Origin of the sequence: Wolbachia endosymbiont (group B) of Pammene fasciana, from assembly GCF_947251495.1 — a bacterium.
GTDB lineage: Bacteria > Pseudomonadota > Alphaproteobacteria > Rickettsiales > Anaplasmataceae > Wolbachia.
Map to the genome: position 1 here is coordinate 13892 of NZ_OX366360.1, position 24791 is coordinate 38682.

Annotated in this window: 26 protein-coding genes, 2 tRNA genes and 1 pseudogene; 8 read left to right on the forward strand and 21 right to left on the reverse strand. The window is 33.8% G+C overall.

The features are described from left to right. Nucleotides 1–49: 49 nt before the first annotated feature. Nucleotides 50–1006, reverse strand: coding sequence for an IS5 family transposase (locus tag OPR29_RS00070; protein ID WP_213863789.1), 957 nt, complete (start codon nt 1004–1006; stop codon nt 50–52). A gap of 86 nt (nt 1007–1092) precedes the next feature. Further along, nucleotides 1093–1866, reverse strand: a pseudogene (gene truB, locus OPR29_RS00075) (tRNA pseudouridine(55) synthase TruB); the annotation flags it as partial. 132 nt (nt 1867–1998) lie between these two features. Here truB and OPR29_RS00080 point away from each other — a divergent pair. Continuing rightward, complete coding sequence (locus OPR29_RS00080) at nt 1999–2448, forward strand: collagen-like triple helix repeat-containing protein (RefSeq protein WP_265025228.1); 450 nt, start codon at nt 1999–2001, stop codon at nt 2446–2448. 68 nt (nt 2449–2516) lie between these two features. Here OPR29_RS00080 and ribD read toward each other — a convergent pair whose 3' ends face one another. Both ribD and OPR29_RS00090 read right to left on the reverse strand, forming a co-directional pair. Further along, nucleotides 2517–3758 (reverse strand): bifunctional diaminohydroxyphosphoribosylaminopyrimidine deaminase/5-amino-6-(5-phosphoribosylamino)uracil reductase RibD, encoded by a 1242-nt coding sequence (gene ribD, locus OPR29_RS00085; RefSeq protein ID WP_265025229.1) that lies wholly within the window; start codon nt 3756–3758, stop codon nt 2517–2519. Next, nucleotides 3758–4939: a deoxyguanosinetriphosphate triphosphohydrolase gene (locus tag OPR29_RS00090; protein ID WP_265025230.1), complete on the reverse strand. Its 1182-nt coding sequence runs from the start codon at nt 4937–4939 to the stop codon at nt 3758–3760. The genes ribD and OPR29_RS00090 overlap by 1 nt, the downstream gene beginning before the upstream one ends. A 47-nt stretch (nt 4940–4986) precedes the next feature. Between OPR29_RS00090 and OPR29_RS00095 the strand changes: the two genes are divergently transcribed. Together OPR29_RS00095 and OPR29_RS00100 are read left to right on the forward strand one after the other, a co-directional pair. Next, nucleotides 4987–5433, forward strand: a complete 447-nt coding sequence (locus tag OPR29_RS00095) for a HesB/IscA family protein (protein ID WP_006014258.1) — start codon at nt 4987–4989, stop codon at nt 5431–5433. 26 nt (nt 5434–5459) lie between these two features. Continuing rightward, the gene (locus tag OPR29_RS00100) at nt 5460–6134 is read left to right on the forward strand and encodes an ABC transporter ATP-binding protein (protein ID WP_265025231.1); all 675 of its coding nucleotides are present in this window, start codon (nt 5460–5462) and stop codon (nt 6132–6134) included. Between the two features lie 246 nt (nt 6135–6380). Here the strand turns inward: OPR29_RS00100 and OPR29_RS00105 are convergent, their stop codons facing one another. Next, nucleotides 6381–7079, reverse strand: a complete 699-nt coding sequence (locus OPR29_RS00105; RefSeq protein ID WP_010407025.1) for an alpha/beta hydrolase — start codon at nt 7077–7079, stop codon at nt 6381–6383. A 134-nt stretch (nt 7080–7213) separates the two neighbouring features. Here OPR29_RS00105 and OPR29_RS00110 point away from each other — a divergent pair, with 134 nt between their 5' ends. From OPR29_RS00110 to OPR29_RS00120, 3 genes are all read left to right on the forward strand, one after another. Next, nucleotides 7214–8401: a cysteine desulfurase family protein gene (locus OPR29_RS00110; protein ID WP_250120184.1), complete on the forward strand. Its 1188-nt coding sequence runs from the start codon at nt 7214–7216 to the stop codon at nt 8399–8401. A gap of 201 nt (nt 8402–8602) precedes the next feature. Then, a complete protein-coding gene (locus OPR29_RS00115) occupies nt 8603–9325 on the forward strand; it encodes a Bax inhibitor-1/YccA family protein (protein WP_007302228.1) in 723 nt (240 codons plus the stop codon). After that, the gene (locus OPR29_RS00120) at nt 9326–9862 is read left to right on the forward strand and encodes a cytochrome c oxidase assembly protein (protein WP_265025232.1); all 537 of its coding nucleotides are present in this window, start codon (nt 9326–9328) and stop codon (nt 9860–9862) included. It begins immediately after the preceding gene. Nucleotides 9863–9977: 115 nt separating this feature from the next. Here the strand turns inward: OPR29_RS00120 and OPR29_RS00125 are convergent, their stop codons facing one another. Continuing rightward, nucleotides 9978–10436, reverse strand: coding sequence for an ankyrin repeat domain-containing protein (locus tag OPR29_RS00125; protein ID WP_265025233.1), 459 nt, complete (start codon nt 10434–10436; stop codon nt 9978–9980). Between the two features lie 281 nt (nt 10437–10717). Here OPR29_RS00125 and OPR29_RS00130 point away from each other — a divergent pair, with 281 nt between their 5' ends. Then, complete coding sequence (locus OPR29_RS00130) at nt 10718–11695, forward strand: quinone oxidoreductase family protein (protein WP_265025234.1); 978 nt, start codon at nt 10718–10720, stop codon at nt 11693–11695. A 127-nt stretch (nt 11696–11822) separates the two neighbouring features. On the opposite strand, the gene dapA is transcribed toward OPR29_RS00130, so the two are convergent. The 9 genes from dapA to elbB all read right to left on the reverse strand — a co-directional run bounded on the left by dapA (nt 11823) and on the right by elbB (nt 18580). Continuing rightward, nucleotides 11823–12704 carry a 4-hydroxy-tetrahydrodipicolinate synthase gene (dapA, locus tag OPR29_RS00135; protein ID WP_029237692.1) on the reverse strand — a complete coding sequence of 294 codons (882 nt, stop codon included), beginning with the start codon at nt 12702–12704 and terminating at the stop codon, nt 11823–11825. A gap of 9 nt (nt 12705–12713) precedes the next feature. Further along, nucleotides 12714–13196 carry a single-stranded DNA-binding protein gene (gene ssb / locus OPR29_RS00140; RefSeq protein WP_006014313.1) on the reverse strand — a complete coding sequence of 161 codons (483 nt, stop codon included), beginning with the start codon at nt 13194–13196 and terminating at the stop codon, nt 12714–12716. A gap of 68 nt (nt 13197–13264) precedes the next feature. Continuing rightward, nucleotides 13265–13338: transfer RNA gene (locus tag OPR29_RS00145), tRNA-Arg, on the reverse strand. Nucleotides 13339–13350: 12 nt separating this feature from the next. Continuing rightward, on the reverse strand, nt 13351–14139 hold the full coding sequence (locus tag OPR29_RS00150; protein ID WP_052264933.1) for a hypothetical protein: 789 nt from the start codon (nt 14137–14139) through the stop codon (nt 13351–13353). Then, nucleotides 14136–14744: a hypothetical protein gene (locus tag OPR29_RS00155; RefSeq protein ID WP_265025235.1), complete on the reverse strand. Its 609-nt coding sequence runs from the start codon at nt 14742–14744 to the stop codon at nt 14136–14138. The genes OPR29_RS00150 and OPR29_RS00155 overlap by 4 nt, the downstream gene beginning before the upstream one ends. A gap of 4 nt (nt 14745–14748) precedes the next feature. Continuing rightward, complete coding sequence (locus OPR29_RS00160; protein ID WP_265025440.1) at nt 14749–16188, reverse strand: hypothetical protein; 1440 nt, start codon at nt 16186–16188, stop codon at nt 14749–14751. 270 nt (nt 16189–16458) lie between these two features. Then, nucleotides 16459–17385: a 4-hydroxy-3-methylbut-2-enyl diphosphate reductase gene (gene ispH, locus OPR29_RS00165; protein ID WP_213863831.1), complete on the reverse strand. Its 927-nt coding sequence runs from the start codon at nt 17383–17385 to the stop codon at nt 16459–16461. A 58-nt stretch (nt 17386–17443) separates the two neighbouring features. Continuing rightward, nucleotides 17444–17752 carry a hypothetical protein gene (locus OPR29_RS00170; RefSeq protein ID WP_265025236.1) on the reverse strand — a complete coding sequence of 103 codons (309 nt, stop codon included), beginning with the start codon at nt 17750–17752 and terminating at the stop codon, nt 17444–17446. A gap of 129 nt (nt 17753–17881) precedes the next feature. Continuing rightward, nucleotides 17882–18580, reverse strand: a complete 699-nt coding sequence (elbB, locus tag OPR29_RS00175; RefSeq protein ID WP_265025032.1) for an isoprenoid biosynthesis glyoxalase ElbB — start codon at nt 18578–18580, stop codon at nt 17882–17884. Nucleotides 18581–18708: 128 nt separating this feature from the next. Here elbB and OPR29_RS00180 point away from each other — a divergent pair, with 128 nt between their 5' ends. Beyond that, entirely contained in the window at nt 18709–19746 is a 1038-nt protein-coding gene (locus tag OPR29_RS00180) for a hypothetical protein (RefSeq protein ID WP_265025237.1), read from the forward strand. Between the two features lie 553 nt (nt 19747–20299). Here OPR29_RS00180 and OPR29_RS00185 read toward each other — a convergent pair. From OPR29_RS00185 to ppa, 6 genes are all read right to left on the reverse strand, one after another. After that, nucleotides 20300–20851, reverse strand: coding sequence for a 5-formyltetrahydrofolate cyclo-ligase (locus OPR29_RS00185; RefSeq protein WP_265025238.1), 552 nt, complete (start codon nt 20849–20851; stop codon nt 20300–20302). Further along, complete coding sequence (locus OPR29_RS00190; protein WP_019236782.1) at nt 20835–21464, reverse strand: ferredoxin reductase domain-containing protein; 630 nt, start codon at nt 21462–21464, stop codon at nt 20835–20837. The genes OPR29_RS00185 and OPR29_RS00190 overlap by 17 nt, the downstream gene beginning before the upstream one ends. Nucleotides 21465–21497: 33 nt before the next feature. Beyond that, nucleotides 21498–22625 carry a SurA N-terminal domain-containing protein gene (locus tag OPR29_RS00195; RefSeq protein WP_052264888.1) on the reverse strand — a complete coding sequence of 376 codons (1128 nt, stop codon included), beginning with the start codon at nt 22623–22625 and terminating at the stop codon, nt 21498–21500. 118 nt (nt 22626–22743) lie between these two features. After that, a tRNA-Ser gene (locus OPR29_RS00200) sits at nt 22744–22834 on the reverse strand. A gap of 224 nt (nt 22835–23058) precedes the next feature. After that, a complete protein-coding gene (locus OPR29_RS00205; RefSeq protein WP_213863789.1) occupies nt 23059–24015 on the reverse strand; it encodes an IS5 family transposase in 957 nt (318 codons plus the stop codon). 247 nt (nt 24016–24262) lie between these two features. Further along, nucleotides 24263–24769: an inorganic diphosphatase gene (ppa, locus tag OPR29_RS00210; RefSeq protein WP_264719697.1), complete on the reverse strand. Its 507-nt coding sequence runs from the start codon at nt 24767–24769 to the stop codon at nt 24263–24265. Nucleotides 24770–24791 lie beyond the last annotated feature (22 nt).

The following is a 24791-nucleotide window of genomic DNA, read 5'->3' on the forward strand; positions in this document are numbered from 1 at the left end:
GATGGCTTTGTTGCACAGCTCTTCGGATAGTGGGTAATGTATAATAAATTCATGAAGCTATATCAAACTTAGCCATGCCTATTTCAGTAAATTTGTTAAGCAAATAACACTTGAGTAGCAGTTCCTTCTCACGATTAATCTCAGATTTATTCCTAAAACTAAATCCAAATATTTGCTTCAGTCGCGAGAAAAAACTTTCTATATAAGATCTCTTCCAATAATTTATCTCTTTTTTCCACCTCTTCATACCATCTTCATCATATGACTTTATGAGCTTGATTGTAGAATTTCTCTCATTCATATAATCCAACTTTGGATGCTCTACTGCATTATTTTGCGGAGGAATCCTTGTCTTTATGTCAAGCTCATCGCACAGTTTGTATAACTTCTTTCGATTATATGCCCTATCTGCATATATCGTGCTTATGTTATACTTGGTATCCACTCTTTCAATAAGATCACAGGCTCCATAGTGGTCGGAATAAACTCCACTACTGTATTTTGCAGCTATAACTTTTTTACTACCTATCTCTAGCATTACATGTAGCTTTCTTGTTTGCTCATAGCGGCGATACTTTCTATCTGTACCATTTGCCTTACTATGGCCTGGAATATTATTGTAGATGCTGATACCTGTACTATCTATAGCAATTTCAATATCTTCCATATCGTTCTTATCAACTCTGCAGTCGTTGATTTTGATATTAAGCTTTTTAAACCTTCTTGAAGCCTGCGAATAGCTGATAATTTGCAAAATTTTCCCTATTTGCTCAAGATATTTCTCTATAAATCCCACTGTTTGCCTAAGACCAATCCTGAATAGATAGGTTATTATGTGAATTAGAATCACTACTTTGTCGCTGTAGACATTGTTGCCACCTGCTACTTTTGGACTATTTTCGTACCAATTTTCAATGGCATCGTTGATATAATGAAAAACATTTCCCCTTTCTTGAAGAAATTTGTTATATTCATTGCAGTTACTGACTTTCATTCTTATTGGCATATTTTTCCTTTGTCGGCTAAATATCTATTTTATAACAAATTCCATCAGTAACTGCCTGTTCTTTCCTTGAGTGGTGCAACAAAGCCCACTGGGATCCAGTCTATTTCATCACGAACATTGTTTTTGACATATGCTCCTAGAATCTTTTGTCCATTACATGATTTGTAAGTATTTGTATCCAGTGTCAAGCACTGGGGAGAGTAAGTTGTTGTGTTTTTTTTAGTAAGTTGCTCAATTGTCACTGATTCATCTTCCTTAAAATCACCTACCATCGTTCTTCTTAATTTTGTAATGTGTCCAAAGCAATTTAATGTGACTCCAAGATCTCTTGCAATTGATCTTACATATACACCGCTACCGCAGATCATAGAAAAATCAGCACTATTATTTATAGTGTCCAAGAATATCAGCTTCAGTTCATGTATTTTGACTTGCCGGGGCTTTATATTTACCTTTTGCCCACTTCTTGCTAATTTATATGCTCTTGCTCCCTTGATTTTCACTGCTGAAAATTGAGGAGGAGTTTGTGTTATCTCACCAATAAAATCCTTAATCGCACAGTTTATTTGGTTATATTCGGGTTTTATATCGCTAGTTCTAATGATATCACCACCCAAATCATCCGTAGTTGTTTGTTTTCCCCATTTTATTGTGAAATTGTATGCCTTTAAGTCACAAGATAAATACGGTATAGTTTTTGTTGCTTCACCAAGAGCGATCGGTAATATACCTGAAGCCAAAGGATCAAGTGTTCCCAAATGTCCGGCTTTTTTTATTCCAAAAATCCTTTTAATTTGAGTTACAGCTTGTGCAGAACTCATTCCTGTTGGTTTATCAAGATTCAGCCAACCATGTTTCATACGTTTAATTATATACAACTGATAACATTTTAGCTTGAAATATATACTTTATGCGAAAAGTAGCTTGACCAACATGCATTATTAATACACACTACTCAATCTTTTTATTAGCCTTATTATAAGGGGACTATTATGACTATAAAAAACGTATTGAAGTGGGAAAACACTGCACATATAACAAAAATGAGTATTGAAAGTACAGTTGCAACTGCATCTTTAGCAGCAGCAATAACAACAGTATTGATTGCTACTAAAGTAATTGCTGGACCTGCGTCTTTAGCGCTTATTGCTAGCCCTGCTGGAATTGCAGTTCTATTTATTGCCGCTGTATATTTTGCCGCAGCAGCTTATGCTTCATATCAGCAAATGAGTGCAATAGAAAATGCTAAGGGTGAAAAGGGTGAAAGAGGCGAACAAGGACCTCAGGGTGAGAAAGGTGACCAAGGTGAAAAAGGCGATAAGGGTGACCAAGGACTTCAAGGTACAGTACTTTCTGACAACGATTTCAAAGAAAAAGTTAAAGTTTGCTTAAAAGATCCTGATGTTACTGCACTACTTAATGAGAAATGCGCTGCTAAATAAGTATAAATAGCAAAAGAGGTGGAGCCATTTCTACCTCTTTTTATTCCTTTCATCTGAACATATAAAAGTTACGATAGCCTATCCCACACTTCAACTACATCCTCATCAAAGTCTATTATCTCTGCTTTTTTGAATCGGTAGCAATTGTTGATGGATTGAATGCCTAGATCTCCTATAAAGGGAGTGGCATCATTACCTAAAATTTTACCACTACGGCAGATTATCAGCCTATCGATTAAATCGTGCTTCAATAACTCTGTAATTAACACTCCTCCACCTTCAACTAATAACCTTGTTATACCAATTTCTGAAACAAGTTTTGATGCCATGTCTTTGAGGCAGACTTTATCGATAATGTCAGGCTCTGATGTCATTCCAGCGCGTGACCAGTCTTCACTACTCAATTGCTTGAAGTTTTCTGGATCCCAGTGTCTGGGCACTGGGATGACAGGAGAAGGCATTGGAATGACAGGAGAGTGTGTTGGGGTAACATCTGGAATAACAGGAGGTTTGTGATTTGAATTGACTATCAAATAATTAATGTCTTTTATTTTTCTCTCTACTTCCTTATTTGTGATTACCCAAGTTATTACTTTGTCTGCAGTCTTTGCAATATTATGCTCTTCCTTCAATTTCCCTTGGCTATCGATAATTAGCCTTATTGGCGACCTTTCTTCGAGTCCTGGTAATCTGCAAGTTAAGAGTGGATCGTCATTGATAAGGGTACTACTGCCAATCATAATTGCATCGTATTTTGCTCTGAGCTCATGTACCCAATTTCTTGTATCTTCGCTTGTTATCCATTTGCTATCACCTGTAAATGTTGCGATTTTTCCGTCAAGAGTTGTTGCGATTTTGCAAGCTATAAATGGTCTATGGAGTTTCTTGGTGGTAAAAAAGCCGATATTCAGTTTTTCTGCTTCTTTCTGCATAATACCTTGCTCAACTTCAATTCCTGCTTCTTTTAGAACTTTAGTACCTCTACCTGAAACTCTACTATCTGGGTCAATAGTTGCAATTACTACCCTTTTGACTCCAGCTTTTATAATTTCTGCAGTGCATGGTCCTGTAACTCCGTGATGACAACATGGCTCAAGAGTGACATACATAGCTGCACCATGAGTTAAGTCTTTAGAATTTTGCAAAGCAACTACTTCTGCATGTGGACGTCCACCAATCCCTGTATATCCCTCACCAATAATTACACCATCTTTTACAATAACACACCCAACAGTAGGATTCGAAGCAACATTTCCAAGATTTTTTTCTGCAAGCTTTAATGCGATCGACATGAAATAATCGTCGGTCATTAGAAAGAAGTCATTTCGTATGAGGTATCAAAGATTCTTCTATGCTCGTGTATGGCAAATCTATCTGTCATACCTGAGATATAATCACATATTATTACTGAACGCTGAGATTCACAAGCAAGTTTGTTCCACTCTATAGGTAATAACCCTGGGTTTTCATAAAAGCATTGAAAAAGCTCCTGTACTATACGTTTTGCTTTGTTCATTGTTCTGGTCAGTTTATAACTTCTGTATATTTTTTCCATGTTGAACTTTTTCATCTCTTTTGTGGCATTTACAACTTCTGGTGAAAATGTGACTAGCATATTATTTAAGCTCCTTACATCTTCTACGCTTTTTATTTTGTAGTCTTTAATATTTCTTTCAGTCTGAAAAACGACATCATTTATCATAATTCCTATAGTTCTACTCAGTGATTCATGTATGAGTTTGCTTTGAGCCAATTCTGAATATTCGCTTTTTACTTCTTTGAACATTTTGCCAATTAAAGGAACATCGAGCAAATCTTCGGTTATTACTAAATTTGCCCTGAGTGCATCATCAAGATCATGAACACTGTAAGCAATATCATCGGCAATTGAAGCAACTTGTGCTTCAATGCTTGAAAATTCCTCAAGTTTTAGATCATATTTTTCATTATATTTTAATAGCAGCTGATTATTTGTAGAAGACTCCGCGTTTTGACCAAGCAAGGGACCGTTATGCTTTGCAACACCTTCAATCACTTCCCAACTTAGATTCATGCCATTAAAGTCAGCATGTTTTTGTTCAAGATAAGTTAAAATCCTTATAGCTTGAACATTATGATCAAACTTATACTTCTCCTTATCAACTTGAACTAGAGCATCCTCACCTGTGTGACCAAATGGAGGATGACCAAGGTCATGTGCAAGCGCTATGCATTCAGTGATGTCCTCATCTAAGCCAAGTCTACGAGCAATGGATCTTGCAATTTGTGCAACTTCAAGGCTATGAGTTAGCCGAGTACGATAGTAATCATGCTCATAATTGATAAAAACTTGTGTTTTGTACCCCAATTTCCTAAACGCATTAGAGTGAATAATGCGGTCCCTATCACGTTGAAAGCAGCTGCGATTTTCATCTTCTGGCTCTTTAAAATTTCTTCCTTTTGTTTTATTTGGAAAGCACGCGTAACTTAATAGAAAATTATTGTTTGACATGTAAAATTTCTACTATAATAGGTTATCAATAATGAACGGTGGTTGTTATGTCAACAGATTACAATATTAGCTTAACTGACAATGCATTAAGGAAAATCCACTCCCTTGTAGAACAGGAAGGAGATGAGAGTTCTGTTTTGCGGGTTGCAGTTTCAGGTGGTGGATGCTCTGGCTTCAAGTATAATTTTCTTATGGATCAAATAAATAAGAAGATGTCTTTGGATGACGATTTTGACGATGATGAAGACGACGATTTTGACGATGACGAAGATAGCGAGGATTATAGAAGCCACTCCAGTTTTAGTGAAAAAGGTAAAGATATAGTAATTAATGATGAGAATGGAAACCCTGTATTAATGGTTGATAATTGTTCAGCGAAATTTTTAAATAACTCAACTATAGATTATACTGAAGATCTAAGTGGTTCTGGTTTTCAAATCAAGAATGCTCTCGCTAAGTCTCGATGTGGGTGTGGTAACAGTTTCTCGGTCTAATTCTCCCTCCTGGATCTTTTTATAATATGGGTAGTTGTGTAACACTAGAGCTAGCTTCTGTAAGTAAGAGCTTCAAAAAAAGTCCTGCTATTGTAGAAGATATCAATCTGAGTCTTACAAGAGGGCAAGTAGTTGCATTGATCGGCAGTTCAGGATCAGGAAAAACAACTATATTGCAAATTGCAGGCCTATTGGATAAGCCAACTTTAGGTGTAGTGACAATAGATGGAGTAAATTGTACGCAAGCCAGCAATAAATATAAAACTCATGTAAGAAGAAATTTTCTTAGCTTTGTTTATCAATTTCACTATTTATTACAAGAGTTATCAGTGTTGGAAAACGTTATGCTTCCTCAGCTTATTGCAAGAAGAAGCAAAGCTGAAGCAAAAAAAAAATCGCAAGCAATATTGGAAAAATTTGGTTTGGAAAGTAAAGCAAGTAGTATGGTATCTGAAATTTCTGGTGGAGAAAGGCAGAGGGTTGCAATTGCAAGAAGCATTGTAAACTCTCCAAAGCTTTTACTTGCAGATGAGCCAACGGGAAATTTAGACCCAACAAATTCTTTGAATGTATTTTTGCTGTTACATTCATATGTAAAGGAAAATAACAGCTCTATGCTTATAGTAACACACAACTATATCCTTGCAGAAAAAGCAGATCACATTTTTCAGTTAAAAAACCGATCATTAGTAAAGCTGTAAATGGAAGAAACAGTACAATACAAAGCTACCTATAACTTGTACTTATTTAACCAATGGTCATTAACAGAGTGTAATTCGCATGAAATGCTTTCATTATTTTTTATACACGGACTCTTTAACTTACGCTGTTTACTTAGAAAGCATCCTGACAGCATAAACATTGCTAAAACGAGAAATAATAATTGCCTAAACATAACAAGACTTTTTTTATTTATATTAATACGTTCATTTCTCTCATTTGTAAAGTTAGGCATATTCTTTTACCCTTATCTCTTTTTTAACTTTTTTTGAGGAAGTGACTGCACTGTTTAAGCGTAGTTTTATATAATTATCTATAATTTGAGCTACTTCCTCTTCTTTATCCCTTAAAAAGTGGTTAGTATCGTCTACTATATGGTATTCCATATGGTTATTTTTTACCGAATTTATTAACCTTTGTGCTAATTCTGTTACATCGCTTTCTTCTGAAATTGTATCATTATTACTTTGTATTATAAGTCCAGGAACTGGGCAAGGAGAGAGAAAAGAGAAATCGTACTTAGTTGCTGGAAGAGAAAGGGCAACAAAACTTACTATCTCTGGACGGCGCATTGTCAATTGCATAGCTACCCATGCTCCAAAAGAAAAACCAACTATCCAAATTGGAACATTGTTAGAGTTATGCTCCTGAAGCCAATCAATAGCTACTGCAGCATCAGTTAATTCTCCTATACCCTTATCAAAAGTTCCGGTAGATTTTCCGACACCACGAAAATTAATTGTCAATGCAGAAAAGTTATTATCGATAAAAGATTCATATATAGTATGTATAATCTTACTATCCATACTACCACCATATTGAGGGTGATGATGTAAAATTAGCACAACTGGTGCATTGGTATCTTTGCTTTGATGGTATCTACCTTCTATCTTTTTTGTTGAATTATTTAAAAAGACTTCTACCATGATAACTCCTAACAAAAACCTGTTTTGACAGGTGTTGATAATGTAAATTGTTTATTAATTATGTATTAATTTCCCTGTTTTTGCAATAAATTTTTATCGTGTTAAAGTTAACATACATAATTGGTTGATGGTAAGTGACAAATAAGCCTGTGAGTTTATTCTCTCTGGAAGACAGTAGTTGCGTGTATGCTGATTATAATGCAACTGCTCCAGTGAGTAAAAATGTAAAAAAAAGTATACTTGAGATTTTGTCGAAACAAACACTAAATCCATCATCGCTGCATAAAAGAGGACAAGAAGCGAGGAAGATTCTTAAAGAGGTAAGAGATAACGTACGTGATGCTCTTAGCATTCCAGATGATAAAGAAATAGTTTTTACGTCTGGTGCAACTGAAGCAAACAACCTCGTCATGAGAGGAATGAAAGGCTATCTGCATGTAATTTCAGCTATAGAGCATCCTTCAATTCTTAATTCTGCATGTAATCCACATATAATACCCGTTAATCAAGAGGGTATTATTGACTTTTTAGAGCTAGAGAAAATTCTAAGCGAACTTGAAGGGAATAAAGTAATAATTTCAGTGATGATGGCTAATAACGAAACTGGAGTTATCCAGCCTGTTAAGGAAATAGCTAAAATGGCACATAAATTCGGGGCAATCTGTCACACTGACGCTGCTCAAAGTGTTGGGAAAATCAAAGTAAATATGGAAGATTTAGGAGTGGATTTACTTACTTTATCTGCTCACAAATTTGGTGGTATAGCAGGTAGTGGAGTTTTAATTTTTGACAAAAAGCTTGTAATAGAACCTACTATAATAGGTGGTGGGCAAGAAAAAGGATTGCGTGGTGGTACAGAAAACATTATTGCAATAGTAGGTCTTTCTGCTGCATTGCAAAACATTCCAGATCTTCTATCAAAGATGGATGAAGTAGAGAAGCTGCGTGATCAATTGGAGTATGGGTTATTAAGTCTTGTCAGTGATATCAAGATCTTTGGCAGAAATTCTAAAAGATTGCCAAATACAAGTTTCATTTATATGCCGAGAGTGAAGAATGATCTGCAGCTCATGTGCTTTGACTTAAATAATATTGCAGTCAGCAATGGTTCTGCATGTTCTTCTGGAAAAGTTGGGCCTTCTCATGTTTTGCTTGCAATGGGAGCAACAAAAGAGCAAGCAGAATGTTCAATTAGAATCAGTATAGGTCCGGAGGTTAAACCGCGAGACATAGAAAAAATAGTGGATTGTTGGTATAGTATCTATAAGAAGAATGCTTTAGTAAATGCAAAAACTACTTTCACCATTCCCCTTAAATCATGATAGAGGGAATGGTGAAAGTAATTTCTATTGCCAGAGGTTGTTATAATAGTTAAATGCTGCTGAAAACCGATTTGCTTATAGTTATGGAAGAAATTCTCTAATTGCATACCACACCATTCAATTGTAGTATGTCATTTTATACTTGATAAAAACGCTGTATTGTATTATAATATATCATCAAGAGATAATAAGGAGTTACATATGTCTTATATGAAAAACGAACAGGATATTCGCTCTCAGGGCGTTTATTATAGTGCTGGACTCAGGAGTTACCTAACTAAAGTATACAATTATATGGCTTTAGCTTTAGGTGTTACAGGGCTTGTTGCGTTTTTAACAGTGTTTTCTGGTCTTTTCCAGGTGATTTATTCCAATCCTGTTCTATCGCTTGTGGTAATGCTATCTCCAGTTGCATTGGTGTTTTATATGTCTTTTAGGCTTCAACACCTAAGTGCTCAGTCAACACTTACTGTATTTTTTCTATTCTCAGTTTTAATGGGAATTTCTTTATCTCATATTTTTATAATTTATACTGCAGAAAATATAGCGAGAGCATTTTTCATTACATCGATCATGTTTGGTTCTATGGCTTTATATGGTAATACTACAAAAAAAGATCTTACCAGCATGGGTTCTTTTTTGATTATGGGAATCTGGGGGTTAATCATTGCATCTATAGTTAATCTGTTTCTTGGAAGCAGTCCTCTCTATTTTGCAATATCGTTTGTATCAGTGATAGTGTTTACTTTAATGACCGCATACGATGCTCAGAGAATCAAAGATGTTTATTATAGATATAATGATGGCTCAGAAGTTGCAACTACTAAGCTGGCAATACTTGGTGCAACTAATCTTTACTTTGACTTCATCAATATATTCCTCAATTTACTCAGGTTACTTAACTTGTTCAACAATAAGGATTAGATGATTTCCTTTTTAAGGGGAAACAATAAAAGTTCTATAGTTTTCCTTCTAATATCTTTAGTGGTATTGATGCTGTGTTTTGCATATGCTTCAGTACCGTTGTATAGCATCTTTTGTAAAGCTACTGGATATGGTGGCACAACGAGAAAAGTAACTAATGCAACAATAAATGCAACTGACCAAAAAATCAGGGTTCACCTTAATGCTGATATAATATCAGGTCTGCCTTGGGAATTTAAATCAGAAACTAACTACATCGATACAAATATAGGGCAACAAAGTTTAGTATTTTATTATGCAAAAAATTTATCTGATCAGCCTTCTTTTGGAATGGCAGTGTATAATGTCACACCTTTTAAAGCAGGTAAATATTTCAATAAAGTTGCATGCTTTTGTTTTGAAGAGCAAATGCTGCTACCAAAACAAAAAGCGGCTATGCCCGTATCCTTTTACGTAGACCCTGAAATAATGCGTGACAATAGTACAAAAGATTTAAGTGAAATAACACTATCATATACGTTTTTTAAGCTTAAATAACAAACCTTTTCCTATTGTAATCCGAACAAGGTTGTACGATACATCTATTGAATTGAGCAGGAGCTCTTATTTGCTTTTTGCACACTGACTACTTGTGTTTCAGTGTTCGTTGTTGCTAATTCCCATCCTTCATTATTTGCTTCACAAGCATTCCAACATTGAGCCAACTCCTTTTATTTTTTACAGAATCTGGTATTTCTATGTTGGGATTTTTTTCTAATGTATGCTTAATTAGAATCTCACAGCAATTTTTGCGTTCAATTGACTTATCCTTACAATATAATTCAGCAACACACTCTAAAGCAGTGTTTCCATTGTAGTTTTCATCTGGGCTATCATTCACTCCCGCTTTTATGAGAGCCTTTAATATGTCCGGAGAATGGGTCAAAACACAGGTATGTAAATATCCTTTTTCGTTTTGCACATTAGCTCCTGCTTTTATTAAAACTTGCGCTAGATTTGTTAAAGTGTACGGTTTATAGTTAATGGCGATGGAAAAAAGACTATCTATTGGAAAGCCATCATAATCTTTCAAGTCAAATCTGTGATTAATATCAAATCCTTTTTTTCCCAAGAAGTATATAAATATTTACAATAGTCTCCTTTTTTATCTGATTTTTGCATTTTACATTTTAACCTTTCTTTTATTTTTATTATTGGTATCTAAATCGTCATCTTCATCCACTTCACACAACACATTGAATAAAACACCATAAAGCCAAGTTTCTCTGTTTGTCATAATTTGTGCCTCAAAACTATTAACAATACGCTTATGTAGTGTATAAACTCTAAATAACATTTTGCAAAATATTAATTGCTAGATAACATAATTAAAGTTTTTGTCTTACATTTATCATGGTTAGAGCTATACAAATTAAAAAAACTGGGGGGCCAGAAGTATTAGAATTTGTAGATAAGAGCATAGGTGAGCCAAAAGATGAGGAAGTCTTAATACGTCATACAACTATCGGCTTAAATCGTTATGATTTAGAACACAGAAAAGGTACACGCAAAATTAAAGATCTGCCATCAGTACTTGGAGTAGAGGCAGTAGGAGTTGTTGAAAAGCTTGGTAAAAAAATTAGTGATGGACTTAAGGTTGGAGATAGAGTTGGATATTGCACAGCTCCTCCAGGGGCATATTGTGAAAAGCGCATTGTACACCAGAAATATTTGATAAAAATTCCGAATGATATACCTGATGAAGTTGCTGCTGCAGTATTGTTTAAAGGTATGACAGCTCACTATTTAGTTAATCAATCTTATAGAATCAGGCCTGGTGCTTTTGTACTAGTTCATGGAGCTAATGGTGGTTTGGGGCAAATAATATGCCAATGGGCAAAGGATAAAAAAGGTGTAGTGATAGGTTCTATAAGCTCTGACGAAAAAATGAAGATAGCTTTACAAAGTGGCTGCACATACGCAATAAACTACAATGATAAAGACTTCGTTTCTAAAATCATGGAGATTACGAAAAATAGAGGAGTAGGTGCGGTGTATGACCCTATAGGTTACGCTACAAGCAAGCTCTCTTTTGAATCTTTAGGTAAGTTTGGCATATATGTTTCCTATGGGCAGATATCAGGTAATGCTCCTATTAATTTCTCTTTACTTAGTTCGCGTTCGTTATTTGCAGCTGGAACTTCGATATATCACTACAAGCACAATAGACTTACGTTAGTGCTTACTGCAATGGAAATTTTTGAAATGATAAGAAAAAAACTTTTAATTGTACGAATTAATAAAAAATATAAATTTGATGAAATAATAGAGGCTCATCGTGACATGGAAAATAGAAAAGTAAGTGGGCTAAATATTATCAAAGTTTCTTAAATAACTTAGTAACCTAAAATAATTATTCATTAAGTCATATCAACAAGAATTTCACATGGTTAGTTTTCTTATAACAAGTTAGTTTATTTGATGCAGGTGTAGAAGTTGATGATGTGTGTTCCTAGCTTTAGCTATTAGTCAATTCTTTCCATCCAAGAATCATTTTATTAGCTTGCCTCAATGTTTCAATAGAAGGCAAGTCTTCTGTGCTTAGTGGTAGACGAACAGTTTTGTGTTCTATAAGCCCAATGTCATGCAAGAGTGCTTTAGTAGGTATTGGATTGCTGGCAGTAAATAGAGTTTTGCAAGCTTGTTGCCAACTGTCTGCCTGAGGGTTCTCGCCACTCATGCATTGCTTAACATATTCATGTACTACACGTGGCCAAACATTGGCAGCAACAGAAACCAGACCAGCCGCACCCTTAGCAGCCATATCGGGTATCATATTATCATCTCCGCAAAAGACCTCAATATTTGGTGCAACTTTCTTATACTGAGTTAAAGTATCAACGGTGCCACTTGAATCTTTGATAGCCCAAAATTTTTCGTGGCTGGATAAGTTGCGTACAGTTTCAGCATGAAGACTCACTCCTGCTCTTGATGGAATATTGTAAAGCATGGCTGGCACATGTGCTTTTTCAAGCAGCTTTTCAAACCATAAAGTTTGCCCCATGATTCCAGGCTTTGCATAAATGGGAGTTGTCATTAGATAGCCATGAATAGGCATACCCTTGCAAAAATCAAGCCATTCAAGAGTCTGATATAGATTCACTCCTGGTACACCAATTATAATTTTCGTATTTAATTTTAGCTCACATACAAATTCAACTAATGTGCGCTTTTCAGAATCAGTAAGTGATAAGCTTTCACCTGTGCTACCTAGCAACACTACACCATTTTCAGCTTCAGCTTGCATTGTTAGTAAACGCTGCAAGCTTTGGTAATCTATACTATCTCCACTGCAATTAAAAGGAGTAACACAAGCAGTCCATAAAAATGTAGATTTCAATTGAAGTTATTAAAATGGTATTTCATCATCGATTAGTTCGTCTTTTATATCGTTGTCAAAACTTCCGTGTTTATCTTTTTGTTCTGTTTCATTTTGTTTGTATTCACTTGGCTTGTAATCAGAGTTTGACATACTGTTTCGTGAATCTAAAAGGGTAAGGGCACTATTAAAGTTATATAGCACCACCTCTGTCGTATACCTTTCGCTACCATTTTGGTCAGTCCATTTTCTAGTTCTCAGAGAACCTTCAACGTAAACTTTACTACCTTTGCGCGCAAAATCCTTAACAATTTTTACTAATCCTTCACTAAAAATTACAATATTATGCCATTCTGTCTTTTCAGAGCGCGTACCAGAAAATTTGTCAGTCCAACTTTCAGATGTGGCTATCGAAAAACTTGCCATCTCTTTTCCATTTTGTGTAGTCCTAATTTCAGGATCTTTTCCTAAATTACCAACTAATATGACTTTATTTATAGTACCACTAGACATAATTATGCTTTAAAATAAATCTCTTTATTATCTTATGTGAGAGTATTATTGTCAAATTTAATTAAAAACGCGCTTGGAGGGATTCGAACCCACGACCTTTGCCTCCGGAGGGCAACGCTCTATCCAACTGAGCTACAAGCGCAGATGTATTAGATTATTTAATAGATAAACTATCTAAATCAAATTTTTGTTCTGGATAAAGCGTAAACATAATACCTCCATGTCCAAAATGTACATTTTTAGAATTGCTTATCCGTTCTTTTGTTATCTTTTGGTTTACAGCCCATGAAAAAGTTACATAATTTTCAGTTACTGAGTGCACTTTTAAATCCTTAGTATTTATAAACAACTTTCCATTTACCCATATTTTCCATGTATCGGGGGAAAAGTATAAAATTGAATCTAAACTGACTACTTTACAATTGAAATTTTCTTCCTCTGTAACTCCTGAAGACTGTAAGTTAAACTTTTCCATCTCACTAACTATTCTATTAACCTGCTCTTCATCAAAAAAAATGCTTTTTATGCTACCATATTGCGATAAAGTACTCTCTGCTGCCTCTTTTATTATATCGTCTCGATCTATATAATAATTGTTGATAAAAAAACACTCCTTCGCACGCAAATTTGCTATATCAATGAAGTCATTTATTTCTTGATTTCCAACTTTTAAAATACTTTTTAAGTACTTCTTTTCTATAATCATTCCATCATTAGAATGATGACAGACCATTTCATCATTGCCTTGTCTTTCTATATATACACATAAATTTTCACTATTTAACCCTAATATTTTATGCTCAATAAAATCTTCATTACTAATATGCTGTTGGCAAGAATATTTTTTACAAATCCCTATATTTTCTACAAGATCTTCGCAATTGCAATATGCACTAACATTAAAAAACAGCAGCGTAAAAATAAAAAACAACTTTATATTCATCTACTTAATATGGTATACCAATCAAAAACTATACTAGCTCTCACTATCTCTATCATATTACCACTTAAAATCTGGTTTATAGCTGCAGAATCTATATTTCTCTGCTTATTCAAGGTAAGAGATCTGATCATAACATAACCAGGAAGATTTGGAATAGACTGTAGAAATAAAAAAATATGCTTATCGCTAATTGAGCTTAAACTTAGAACCACTTCACTTCTTATTACTTTTGTATGTTCACTTTTATTGTGGAGTTCAGCTTCTTCAGGTATAGAAATTGATATTTCAGGTTCTAACATGTAGTGTTTTTTATATAGCTTGTTAAGCTCAAAATTAAAATTTGTAATGTATCTGCTACTATGTAAGTTTGAAGAAGAAATTCTTTTCCATAAATCTAGGTTTTTATTTAGAACGACTTCTTTCTTTTGAATTTCAATGATCTGTAAATTAATAGAGCGTATTTCCTCAGCTGCAGTTTGATTTTTATTATAAACCTTTTTGTTATAGATAATAAAACACGTTGATAACCCTATTAATACAATAGATAACAATAAGTAATATATGCACTGAATTGTAGCTTTTCTTTTTAGTTGAGAGATAGTCATCAATCTACATTGCCTCTCCTATTTCAACATCAATAGATAGATTTTTCTCTTTAGTAGTAGGTAAGCTAGAAATACTAATATCATGAGTACGGAAATTATCGTTTAAATTTTTCTGTAGTTTCTCGTATTGATAAGAAATGTCTTGACCAGATTGAAAATTAAACCTTAAAGTTGTGGTAATATAACTTTTTGCCTCATTATAATTCCACTCAAATAATTCAAGCTCTACATCTGGTACTTTTAGCTTTTCTACATACTTAACTTGTGTGAGAGGAGAGTACTCTATTTTTGATAAAATATTATTGATATTAATAAAATCGTAAACTTCATCTATCTTTTTTACATTATAGCTTTTGCTAAGTTTTATTAGTTTGTTATTTAAAGCACTCCGCTTTGCAGATAAATTATCAGCAACATTAAAATTTGAATACAAATTTCGCAAACAAAAGGCGTTAATTACAACTAAAACCAAGAGTAGGTATAGAAAAATTTGAGGAGAATTTAAATAAAGATAATTAAATAGATAAAATTCTTTAGTTTCTTTTGTGTTAAAAATATTTATTGGCTTATTCTTAAAGCTGTGAAACAAAATTGTAGTATCACAAAAGCTATCTTTTTCGCTTATAGCTAATTCTGCCCCCAATAGTTTACCCAGCTCATATGGAGTCAATATGTTCACACTATTCTCTGAAAAATTTATAACTGATAAACTAGATTTAATAGCTTCTGATACTATAATGCAGAGGTCGACAGGGTCATTTTTTTCAAATCCAAACTTAGTTAAAGATTGAATTGTATTTTTCACTTCCTGATATATTTCACCAGCAATGATTCCTGGTAAATTATCATTAGTAAATGGTATTAAACGTGTAAATATCATTTTGTTCTCTTTAAGAACCACTTGTCTATAGCCACCTGTTTTAGTTGCAGCAACTATAATTTTCCAGTTACTAGGATCTTTGTGTAGAATCTTTTTTGCTATACTGACTAGTTCTATAGGAAACATTAATATTCCTTTAAAGTTAGAGCCTATTTCAACAAACACGTCCAACCAATATTCTATTAAATGATTTGCTTTTGATGAAACAAATAGATACCACCAGTTTTGATTAAATTTATTCGGCTTTTCGACCAAGAGAATAGAATTTATATCGTTATTATGAGCAAAATGCTCTACTTTTGTTTTTGCTGATAGATAAGCACTAATCCTATTTACTCTTGGGATAGACTGTAGCAAATAGTTCTGATCAGTGTGATTGAGAACCAGATATAAGGGTGCTTTTTTATCTGATGAAAGACATGAAATTAAGTCAGAAACAGCTTTATTATTTTTGTCCTTAGCAAAATATCTTTTATTTAAAGTATCATTTTTAAAATATAGTAACATTGTGCCTTCTTTTCCTATAGAAAGCATAAACTTACTTTTGGGTTTTGACCCAAACATATTAACAAAGTGTATACTCATCTAGAATTAAAAAGGTAATTTATTGAAATTCATTAAACATTAGATGACAATATTACTTATATTATAAGTTTTTGATAAAATTAGTAGTAATATTAACCCTTTTGTATGATGAAGGTTTTTTATATTTGTGCTAGACACAACTTAACCTGACAAACGAGGATTAATTATATCTCAGCTTGATATTTTATTCTCCAACAGACTGAAAATTGAATTAAGCTAAAGACTTGATTTGACGCACGTTGTTGCACATTACCATTTAGTATACTTGAACTGAACATTTTCAGTGAATCCATCTGGCATGACTGAAACTTTTGTATTCATATTTATTTTTAAGTAATTTACTAGCTCATCAACTAATATATCAGGAGCAGAAGCACCTGCAGTAATTCCTATTTTTTCTGCGCCCTGCAACCAATTTTTGTTCATACATTTATAATTATCAATCAAATAGGCTCTTTTTCCTCTGGAAATACATAGGTCTAATAAACGGTTTGAATTTGAACTATTTTTGCTTCCTACAATTAACACTACGTCTGTAATTTTAGCCAATTTTTTAACAGCGTTCTGCCTATTTTGTGTTGCATAGCATATATCTTTTAAGTCGGGGCCTGTAATGCTTGGAAATCTGAGCTTCAGTGTAGCAATAATTTCTTTGGTATCGTCAATACTTAACGTGGTTTGTGTTACATAAGATAAATTATCTGGATCTTTGATTTGTAAATTGTATACGTCTTGCATAGTTTGCACTAGAGATATAGGATTACTTACTCTTCCTATAATTCCTTTAACTTCTGGATGATTTTCATGTCCAATTAGAATTAATTCTTTACCACTATCCTCATACCTTTTTGCCTCTTTATGTACTTTGCTAACTAATGGACATGTTGCATCAATCACTTGAACACCCTTTCTTTTTGCCTCATCCTCTATACTTTTCGACACTCCATGTGCGCTAAAGATCAATATTCCTCTATTGTCTTTAATGTCTTCTATGCTGCTTACAAAAACCACTCCTTGTTTCTTGAAGTCCTCTACTATATACTTATTATGAACGATTTCGTGTAGTACATAAACTTGGCGTTCATTTTTGTATTTCTCTAAAGTGATTGCTAATATGTCTACAGCTCTTTTAACACCTGCACAGAAACCGCGTGGTTCAGCTAAGATAATCTCCATTTTTTAAGTAAGTATGTAAACATTGCTAAAAAGCAAGCTCCGCTCACTATGTTTCATATCATGACTGCTTTACTATAATTTCAAATTTATCATTACCAAGATTTTTGTTAATATACCAGGAACCGTCATCTTTAATTACAAATTCAGGACCCTTGAGGTCTCTTGTTATTGTCCTTCCATCTTGGCCATCCATGGCAATATGGATATTGAATGTAACGATGTCTAGATTTATTATAGCTTTTTTCCCACTGTATGAATTTAGACTAAACTTGCCCAACATGACATCATTAATACTCACTTCTCCTGCATAAGTATCACACTGACCATCTACACAACACTCACTTTCAATATAAAAAAGGTCTGACATATTTACATCTATAAAAAAAAGAACTAAACTTACATACTAAATATAGCTTATCATTAATAAGCAATTACAGATTACTTTGGCTACAACAATAATGCAACTGACATAATTAATTGTATAAGAAACTACACTTTAGAGAAATGGTTGTTTGGTTTTTTTATTAATTTTTTTCACCATACTGTCAATCATGTGTTTTATTCCTTGATATACAGAGTGTGTACTTTCATCACTACGCATATAAGCAGAGCAGGAAAATATATTATGCTTTTCGTCTTCTATTGATAGCTTTGTATCGCATGTTATATGTTCGCCGCCGAGCTTCTCTATCAACTGGTCTTTGTCGTCTCCTATAGTTACCTTAATCTTACTTTCTTCTTTACCTATTTTGCTACTTAAAATTAAAACAATAATGGCTGGAGATATACATATAGTTCCTATTGGCTTTTTTGCAACAAAGAACTCTGAGACTAATCTTTCAAACTCAGGCATTACTGTTTTATTTTCAGCTAAGTCAGATAAATTTTTCGCAACTCCATATCCACCAGGTACGACTAGCATGTCAAAATTTTCAGCTTTAGCTTCTCTTAAATCATTTATCTCACCTCTTGCAATTCTTGCTGCTTCTACAAGTACATTCCTTTTTTCTTTTACTGCTTCTTTTGTTTTGTGATTCATAACTTGTGTGATATCAACATCAGGAGCAAAGCACGTGACTTCAACTTCCTGCTGATCAAGCACAAGCAAACTTAAAACTGCTTCTCTCACCTCTGTGCCGTCGAGGTGGCCGCATCCTGATAAAACCACAGCGGCTCTTAATTTTTTCTCACCCATAAAATACCTTGATTTCATATAATCTAGGTATTGTAATACAAATTCCATATTTGGAAAGGAGTAATTATTTTATGTCAATTATAATATAATTAATAATTAGTATGTATAATTAGGCATATCTATAGTTGATGGAGTTGAATATGGCACCTACAAACAGTACGTTTTTTGACACTGACTACCCAGAACTAAGAAAAGCTATTTCAGATATAATAGAAAGCATTGCACAATCTCCACAGGAAGAAAAAGGAAAGTTGTTTGGGGCCCTATCAGAACAAGTTAGAGGGATGAACCTCAAAGATTTAGGTTTAGCGATTAATGACCAAGGCTTGCAAAAGGAGGTAAATAAAGAATTATTTATAAAATTCATTGAAGAAGCGCTTGAAAATTTAGAACCTGAAGAGATCAAGCCAGAAATCATAGAGAAAGTATTACAATCCGTTGAGCGTGAAGCAATAAGTAATGTTATAAATAATAATAAAGGTCCGCTGGACAATCTAGTCAATTATTTTAAATCAGCATCTACAAATGAAAAAATTGGAATGGCTTCTGCTGTAATGGTATTAGGAGCAGCATTTTCTCCGCTTATTGTGCTTGCCACATTAATAGCGCTTGTGGCTATTGGAGCACGTTATGTAGGAATAGGTATAGGAAAAGCAGGGGAAAAAATAAAAGAAGGTGCGATTGAAGCAGGAAAAGCAGTGAAAAGTTTTGTGAAAGATGTGATCGATAAATTACCTACGATTCAAGACAGAGATAAAAATTTTTATAAATTATATCAGGAATTATCTCAACTTGTCTTACAACCTGGTACAGAAGGTAGTGAAATAAAAAACATTAAGGATAAAGCAAAGGTAATAGAAATGCTTCGAAATCAAGAGCAGAAATCTGCTATACAAGAGTTAGTAAAGGATAGAATCATTGAAAATTTTCCAAAAGAGAAAATGGCAAGGCTTATAGCAAAAGGTGAGAGTACTCATATAGAAGATAAGAAAGAACTTGAGGAGCTTATGAAGAATTTTCTACCTGCAATTATGCCAATTGGTAATAATAAAATAGAGGAGGTGGAAAAAAAGGTTAATGAGAAAGTTCCGAAAATAGAACCAAGTCCTAAATTAGATAGTTCAAGTGCTGAACGAGTTAGTGGAGAAGGGCAAGGAGTGAGTTGATACATTTGAGGAGCGTTTTGACGCAAAAATGTATCTGTCTATCTTATTTTGCCACCCTGCTAAGCGGACACAAAAAATTACTTCCGCATATTTTAAATCTGATTATAATAACAATTATAGATATTTTTAGAGCTCAAAATCTATCTTTAGTCTGCAGACTTTTTAATCAAACTTATTAAAAAATGTATTCTTCAGTGTATATCTGTCGTATGTGCGCTGCATTTTTTTCTAATCTTTTTTACAGGGGGATTTTATGTCCAGAATTCCAGATATTTGACCTTTACTTTAGCTAATAAAAACCAACTGGTACCTGCGGTTTTTATAGCTACGTTTCTCAAACAAGTTTCAAATGAATAGATTTCTTGCATAACTGGAATTCAAAAGTTGATGTCATTCTAGCGCGTGACGCTAGAATCCAGTCCTTTTGTGCAAAAAACGTTGTAAAGTAACTTAGTTGGATCCCAGTGTCAGCTACTCTGATGACAAGACAGGTTTCAATATTTGCATGCATCTGAACAGATAAGCAATTACTATCAGAAAGAGGGAGACTATGCTACTCCTTTCTATCCACTTTTTTGAGCAATCCACTTCTACATCTAACACACATCTCAGTGATTATAATATCCAATTTTTGATCATGTTTTTCTACAGGTAAATTTTTACAATATTGCTTCTCATAGGCTACACCTATAAATATTTTTCCAAGTGGCCGTAATTTTTTTATCATTTCATCATACCAACCACCGCCAAAACCTAACCTATTAAAATGATCATCAAAAGCAATAACAGGAGTAATGATTGTATCGGGGATTATATCTTCATCTGCTTTATTCCATTCCTCAAATTTTAATAACTTATTTTTATTAGGAATTGCTACTTTATATCCTAAATCGAGTAAATGATGCATCAAAGGCACAACATTAATTTCTCCGTCTGTTGGAATGTACGCTGCTATTGTTTTACCTTTAACGCAACTTAAGTTTTTGTTAAAGAGATTAATAAGAGAATTTGCTGCATAACTAGAATAACTTTCATCAACATCTTTTCTTATGGTTCTATATTGCTTCCTTAGTTCCTCTTTGTGCTGTTTAGTGTCTTTGAACATGTTCTATCCATTTTGCAGTGAGCTTTTCTTGTAAACTATTTTGCTTCAAGCGCTCACTTAAAAAATCAAAGTCAACAAGCTCCATATCCTGGTCTTGATTACTGCAACTATAAACAAAACTTATTTCTCCTGTTTCCTTATTTATGTGTTGCTGAATACATTGAGCGCAGATTTCTTTCATCATGCACTGCATAGGAGAGTTAACTGATGATATTGCTATGTGTTTTGGTTTTAGATATGGCTTTAAAATTGTTTTTCTAGCTTCATTTATAGCTTTCATCATTTTATCAGAACCAATAGTGATGATTTTATCTATAGTGTTTAAACTAATAGTAATTTTACCTAACTTTCCTTGCTGATATGAGATTATTGCATCAACTATATTACCATGAAAGGATTTATCCTGTTCTCTGCTTGTTTCTATCAATCCTTCTTCACATGCCCAAATTACTGCACTTGATGCACGTTCTATCAGTGCTCGTTTAAATACATCACTTAATTTTTTATAGCCAGCGAAATATAAAACCTTATGATTGTTTTCAAGACATGCCTTCCCTATCGAAAATAACACTGCATTTCCAACTCCACCGCCAATGAGCATTATATTCTTCATAAACTTTTTATGGAGTAGAAAACCTCTCTAACTTCAATTAAACTGATAACTAACAGCTGCATTTTTACGCATATTATCCAATAACAGGTTGCTTTGTATCATAATCTTTTGTTGATACATTTCCTGTTTGATTGCTTCTATATCCATTGCATTATTTTTGATATCACATAACATCATCAACTTTGCAGTGCTATTTTCTCTTAATTCTACTATTTCATTCATATTTGTTTTACTAAATAAAATCTGTAAATCAGGATTTAAATTTCGCATTTTTATTTCAAACTCTTTTACGCTTGGCAACTTGAAATCATCTGCTAACTTGTCAAAATTTAAACAACTGACCTTTTGCTCTTTAAAACTAGAGAGTAAACTTTCTGAACCTTCAACTACAACCTGTTTCAGTTTTAAAGTACTTTTCAGCAGTGTATGATCGAGCTGTACCTTATCTATGACTTTTATAACAGAGTAACCTTCGCTTAAACTAACCGGACCTGCTACATCACTGATTTCTAATCTTTCCAAAACGTCCTTGAGAGTACCTTTTAGCTGACTTAAATTAACTGTTGCTTTGCGCATCTTTATTGAAGATTCTGGATTATTACTGGTACGTAATTTTTTTACTAAGTCTTCAGCTATCTTCTGATCGGGAATTATGAACTCCTGAAACGTAATAAGGTAATCAGACTTCTCTTTTTGCTTTCTTGCATCATCCACTTCTTGATCGCTGATATTAATAAGCGGTACAACTCCTACTTCAATAATCTTGTTCCACAGCAGCTGACACTTTATTTGTTTTTTTAGGGTATTGAGATCTATATTATGCTTTTTTACGTATTGATCAACTTCATCAGCCTTAAGTTTTAAACTTTGAGTTAAGAATAACGTGACAGCATTATTTAACTCCTCGTTACTCAATTCTATATTCATCTTCTGTGCTTCGCTGACAATGATAATTTCGTCTATTAACTGTCTTAGAATTTGAGATTTTACCTCTTTTTGATTAATCTTCTGAGTGCCAAGCAATGAATTTATGAAGTTTATACGTCTTTCGATATCTAAATTTGAAATTGGCTCACCATTTACATCTGCAACAATTTCAATCTCAGTTGCAAGTAACCTAAGCGGCAGCATTATTAATATCAAAATTAGTATTTTATGCATATAAAATTATTTAGCTAATAACTAATTCTATAATAAATACTGAATAAACGCTAGCTAACTTTTTAATAATTAAAAAAGAGGGTGAAATTACTGTAATGAATACCTAAACAATAATATACGGAAGGAGAGGGATTCGAACCCTCGATACGACTTTTCAATCGTATAACGGTTTAGCAAACCGCCGCCTTCAGCCGCTCGGCCACCCTTCCAAATTATTACTATAATATCAAGACCTTTACTGCCTGTCTAATGCTTTTAATTGCAATATTTGTATCTGTCCAGATGCATGCAAATATTGAAACCTGTCTTGTCATCAGAGTAGCTGACACTGGGATCCAACCAAGTTACTTTACAACGTTTTTTGTGCGAAAGGACTGGATCCCAGTGGGCTTTGTTGCACAGCTCTTCGGATAGTGGGTAATGTATAATAAATTCATGAAGCTATATCAAACTTAGCCATGCCTATTTCAGTAAATTTGTTAAGCAAATAACACTTGAGTAGCAGTTCCTTCTCACGATTAATCTCAGATTTATTCCTAAAACTAAATCCAAATATTTGCTTCAGTCGCGAGAAAAAACTTTCTATATAAGATCTCTTCCAATAATTTATCTCTTTTTTCCACCTCTTCATACCATCTTCATCATATGACTTTATGAGCTTGATTGTAGAATTTCTCTCATTCATATAATCCAACTTTGGATGCTCTACTGCATTATTTTGCGGAGGAATCCTTGTCTTTATGTCAAGCTCATCGCACAGTTTGTATAACTTCTTTCGATTATATGCCCTATCTGCATATATCGTGCTTATGTTATACTTGGTATCCACTCTTTCAATAAGATCACAGGCTCCATAGTGGTCGGAATAAACTCCACTACTGTATTTTGCAGCTATAACTTTTTTACTACCTATCTCTAGCATTACATGTAGCTTTCTTGTTTGCTCATAGCGGCGATACTTTCTATCTGTACCATTTGCCTTACTATGGCCTGGAATATTATTGTAGATGCTGATACCTGTACTATCTATAGCAATTTCAATATCTTCCATATCGTTCTTATCAACTCTGCAGTCGTTGATTTTGATATTAAGCTTTTTAAACCTTCTTGAAGCCTGCGAATAGCTGATAATTTGCAAAATTTTCCCTATTTGCTCAAGATATTTCTCTATAAATCCCACTGTTTGCCTAAGACCAATCCTGAATAGATAGGTTATTATGTGAATTAGAATCACTACTTTGTCGCTGTAGACATTGTTGCCACCTGCTACTTTTGGACTATTTTCGTACCAATTTTCAATGGCATCGTTGATATAATGAAAAACATTTCCCCTTTCTTGAAGAAATTTGTTATATTCATTGCAGTTACTGACTTTCATTCTTATTGGCATATTTTTCCTTTGTCGGCTAAATATCTATTTTATAACAAATTCCATCAGTAACTGCCTGTTCTTTCCTTGAGTGGTGCAACAAAGCCATCCCAGTGTCAAGCACTGGGATGACACCATTTGTTGTAAACTCACTTTTACTCTATGGTTATACTACCTTACCGCTATCCTGAACGGATACCAATATTTACCCATTAAAAACAACAACATTTTTCCGAATAACTGTAATTTAAGGCTAAATCAACGCAAACTAATTTCTACTTTTTTCAATGATTTCTTTTGCTTTTTCCACATTAGCCCATTCTCCAACTGTCACCGTTTTTCCCTTTTCTAAATCTTTATAATGAGAAAAGAAATGAGCTATTTTATCTAGTAAGTTTTTAGATAAATCAGAATAGTTTTTTATATTGTCATAATAGCTATCAACACTGGAGATAGGTACAGCTAATATTTTTTCATCCTCTCCTTTCTCGTCTTTGGTAAGTAATGCACCTACTGGACGCACCGATATCAAAACTCCAGGCGCTAAAGGAAATTGAGTTAGCACCAAAACATCCGCAGGGTCACCATCACCTGCGCAGGTATTTGGTATAAACCCATAATTGCAAGGATAAGTCATTGAGGTAGACAAAAATCTGTCAACTTGTAACAACCCAAGCTCTTTATTAAATTCATACTTTACAGGCTCAGCATTTGCACTTATTTCAATTACTACACTTATTGCATCTGGTTTTGTTGTTATTTTGCTTAAATCCATGGATTACCTCATTATTCAAGAG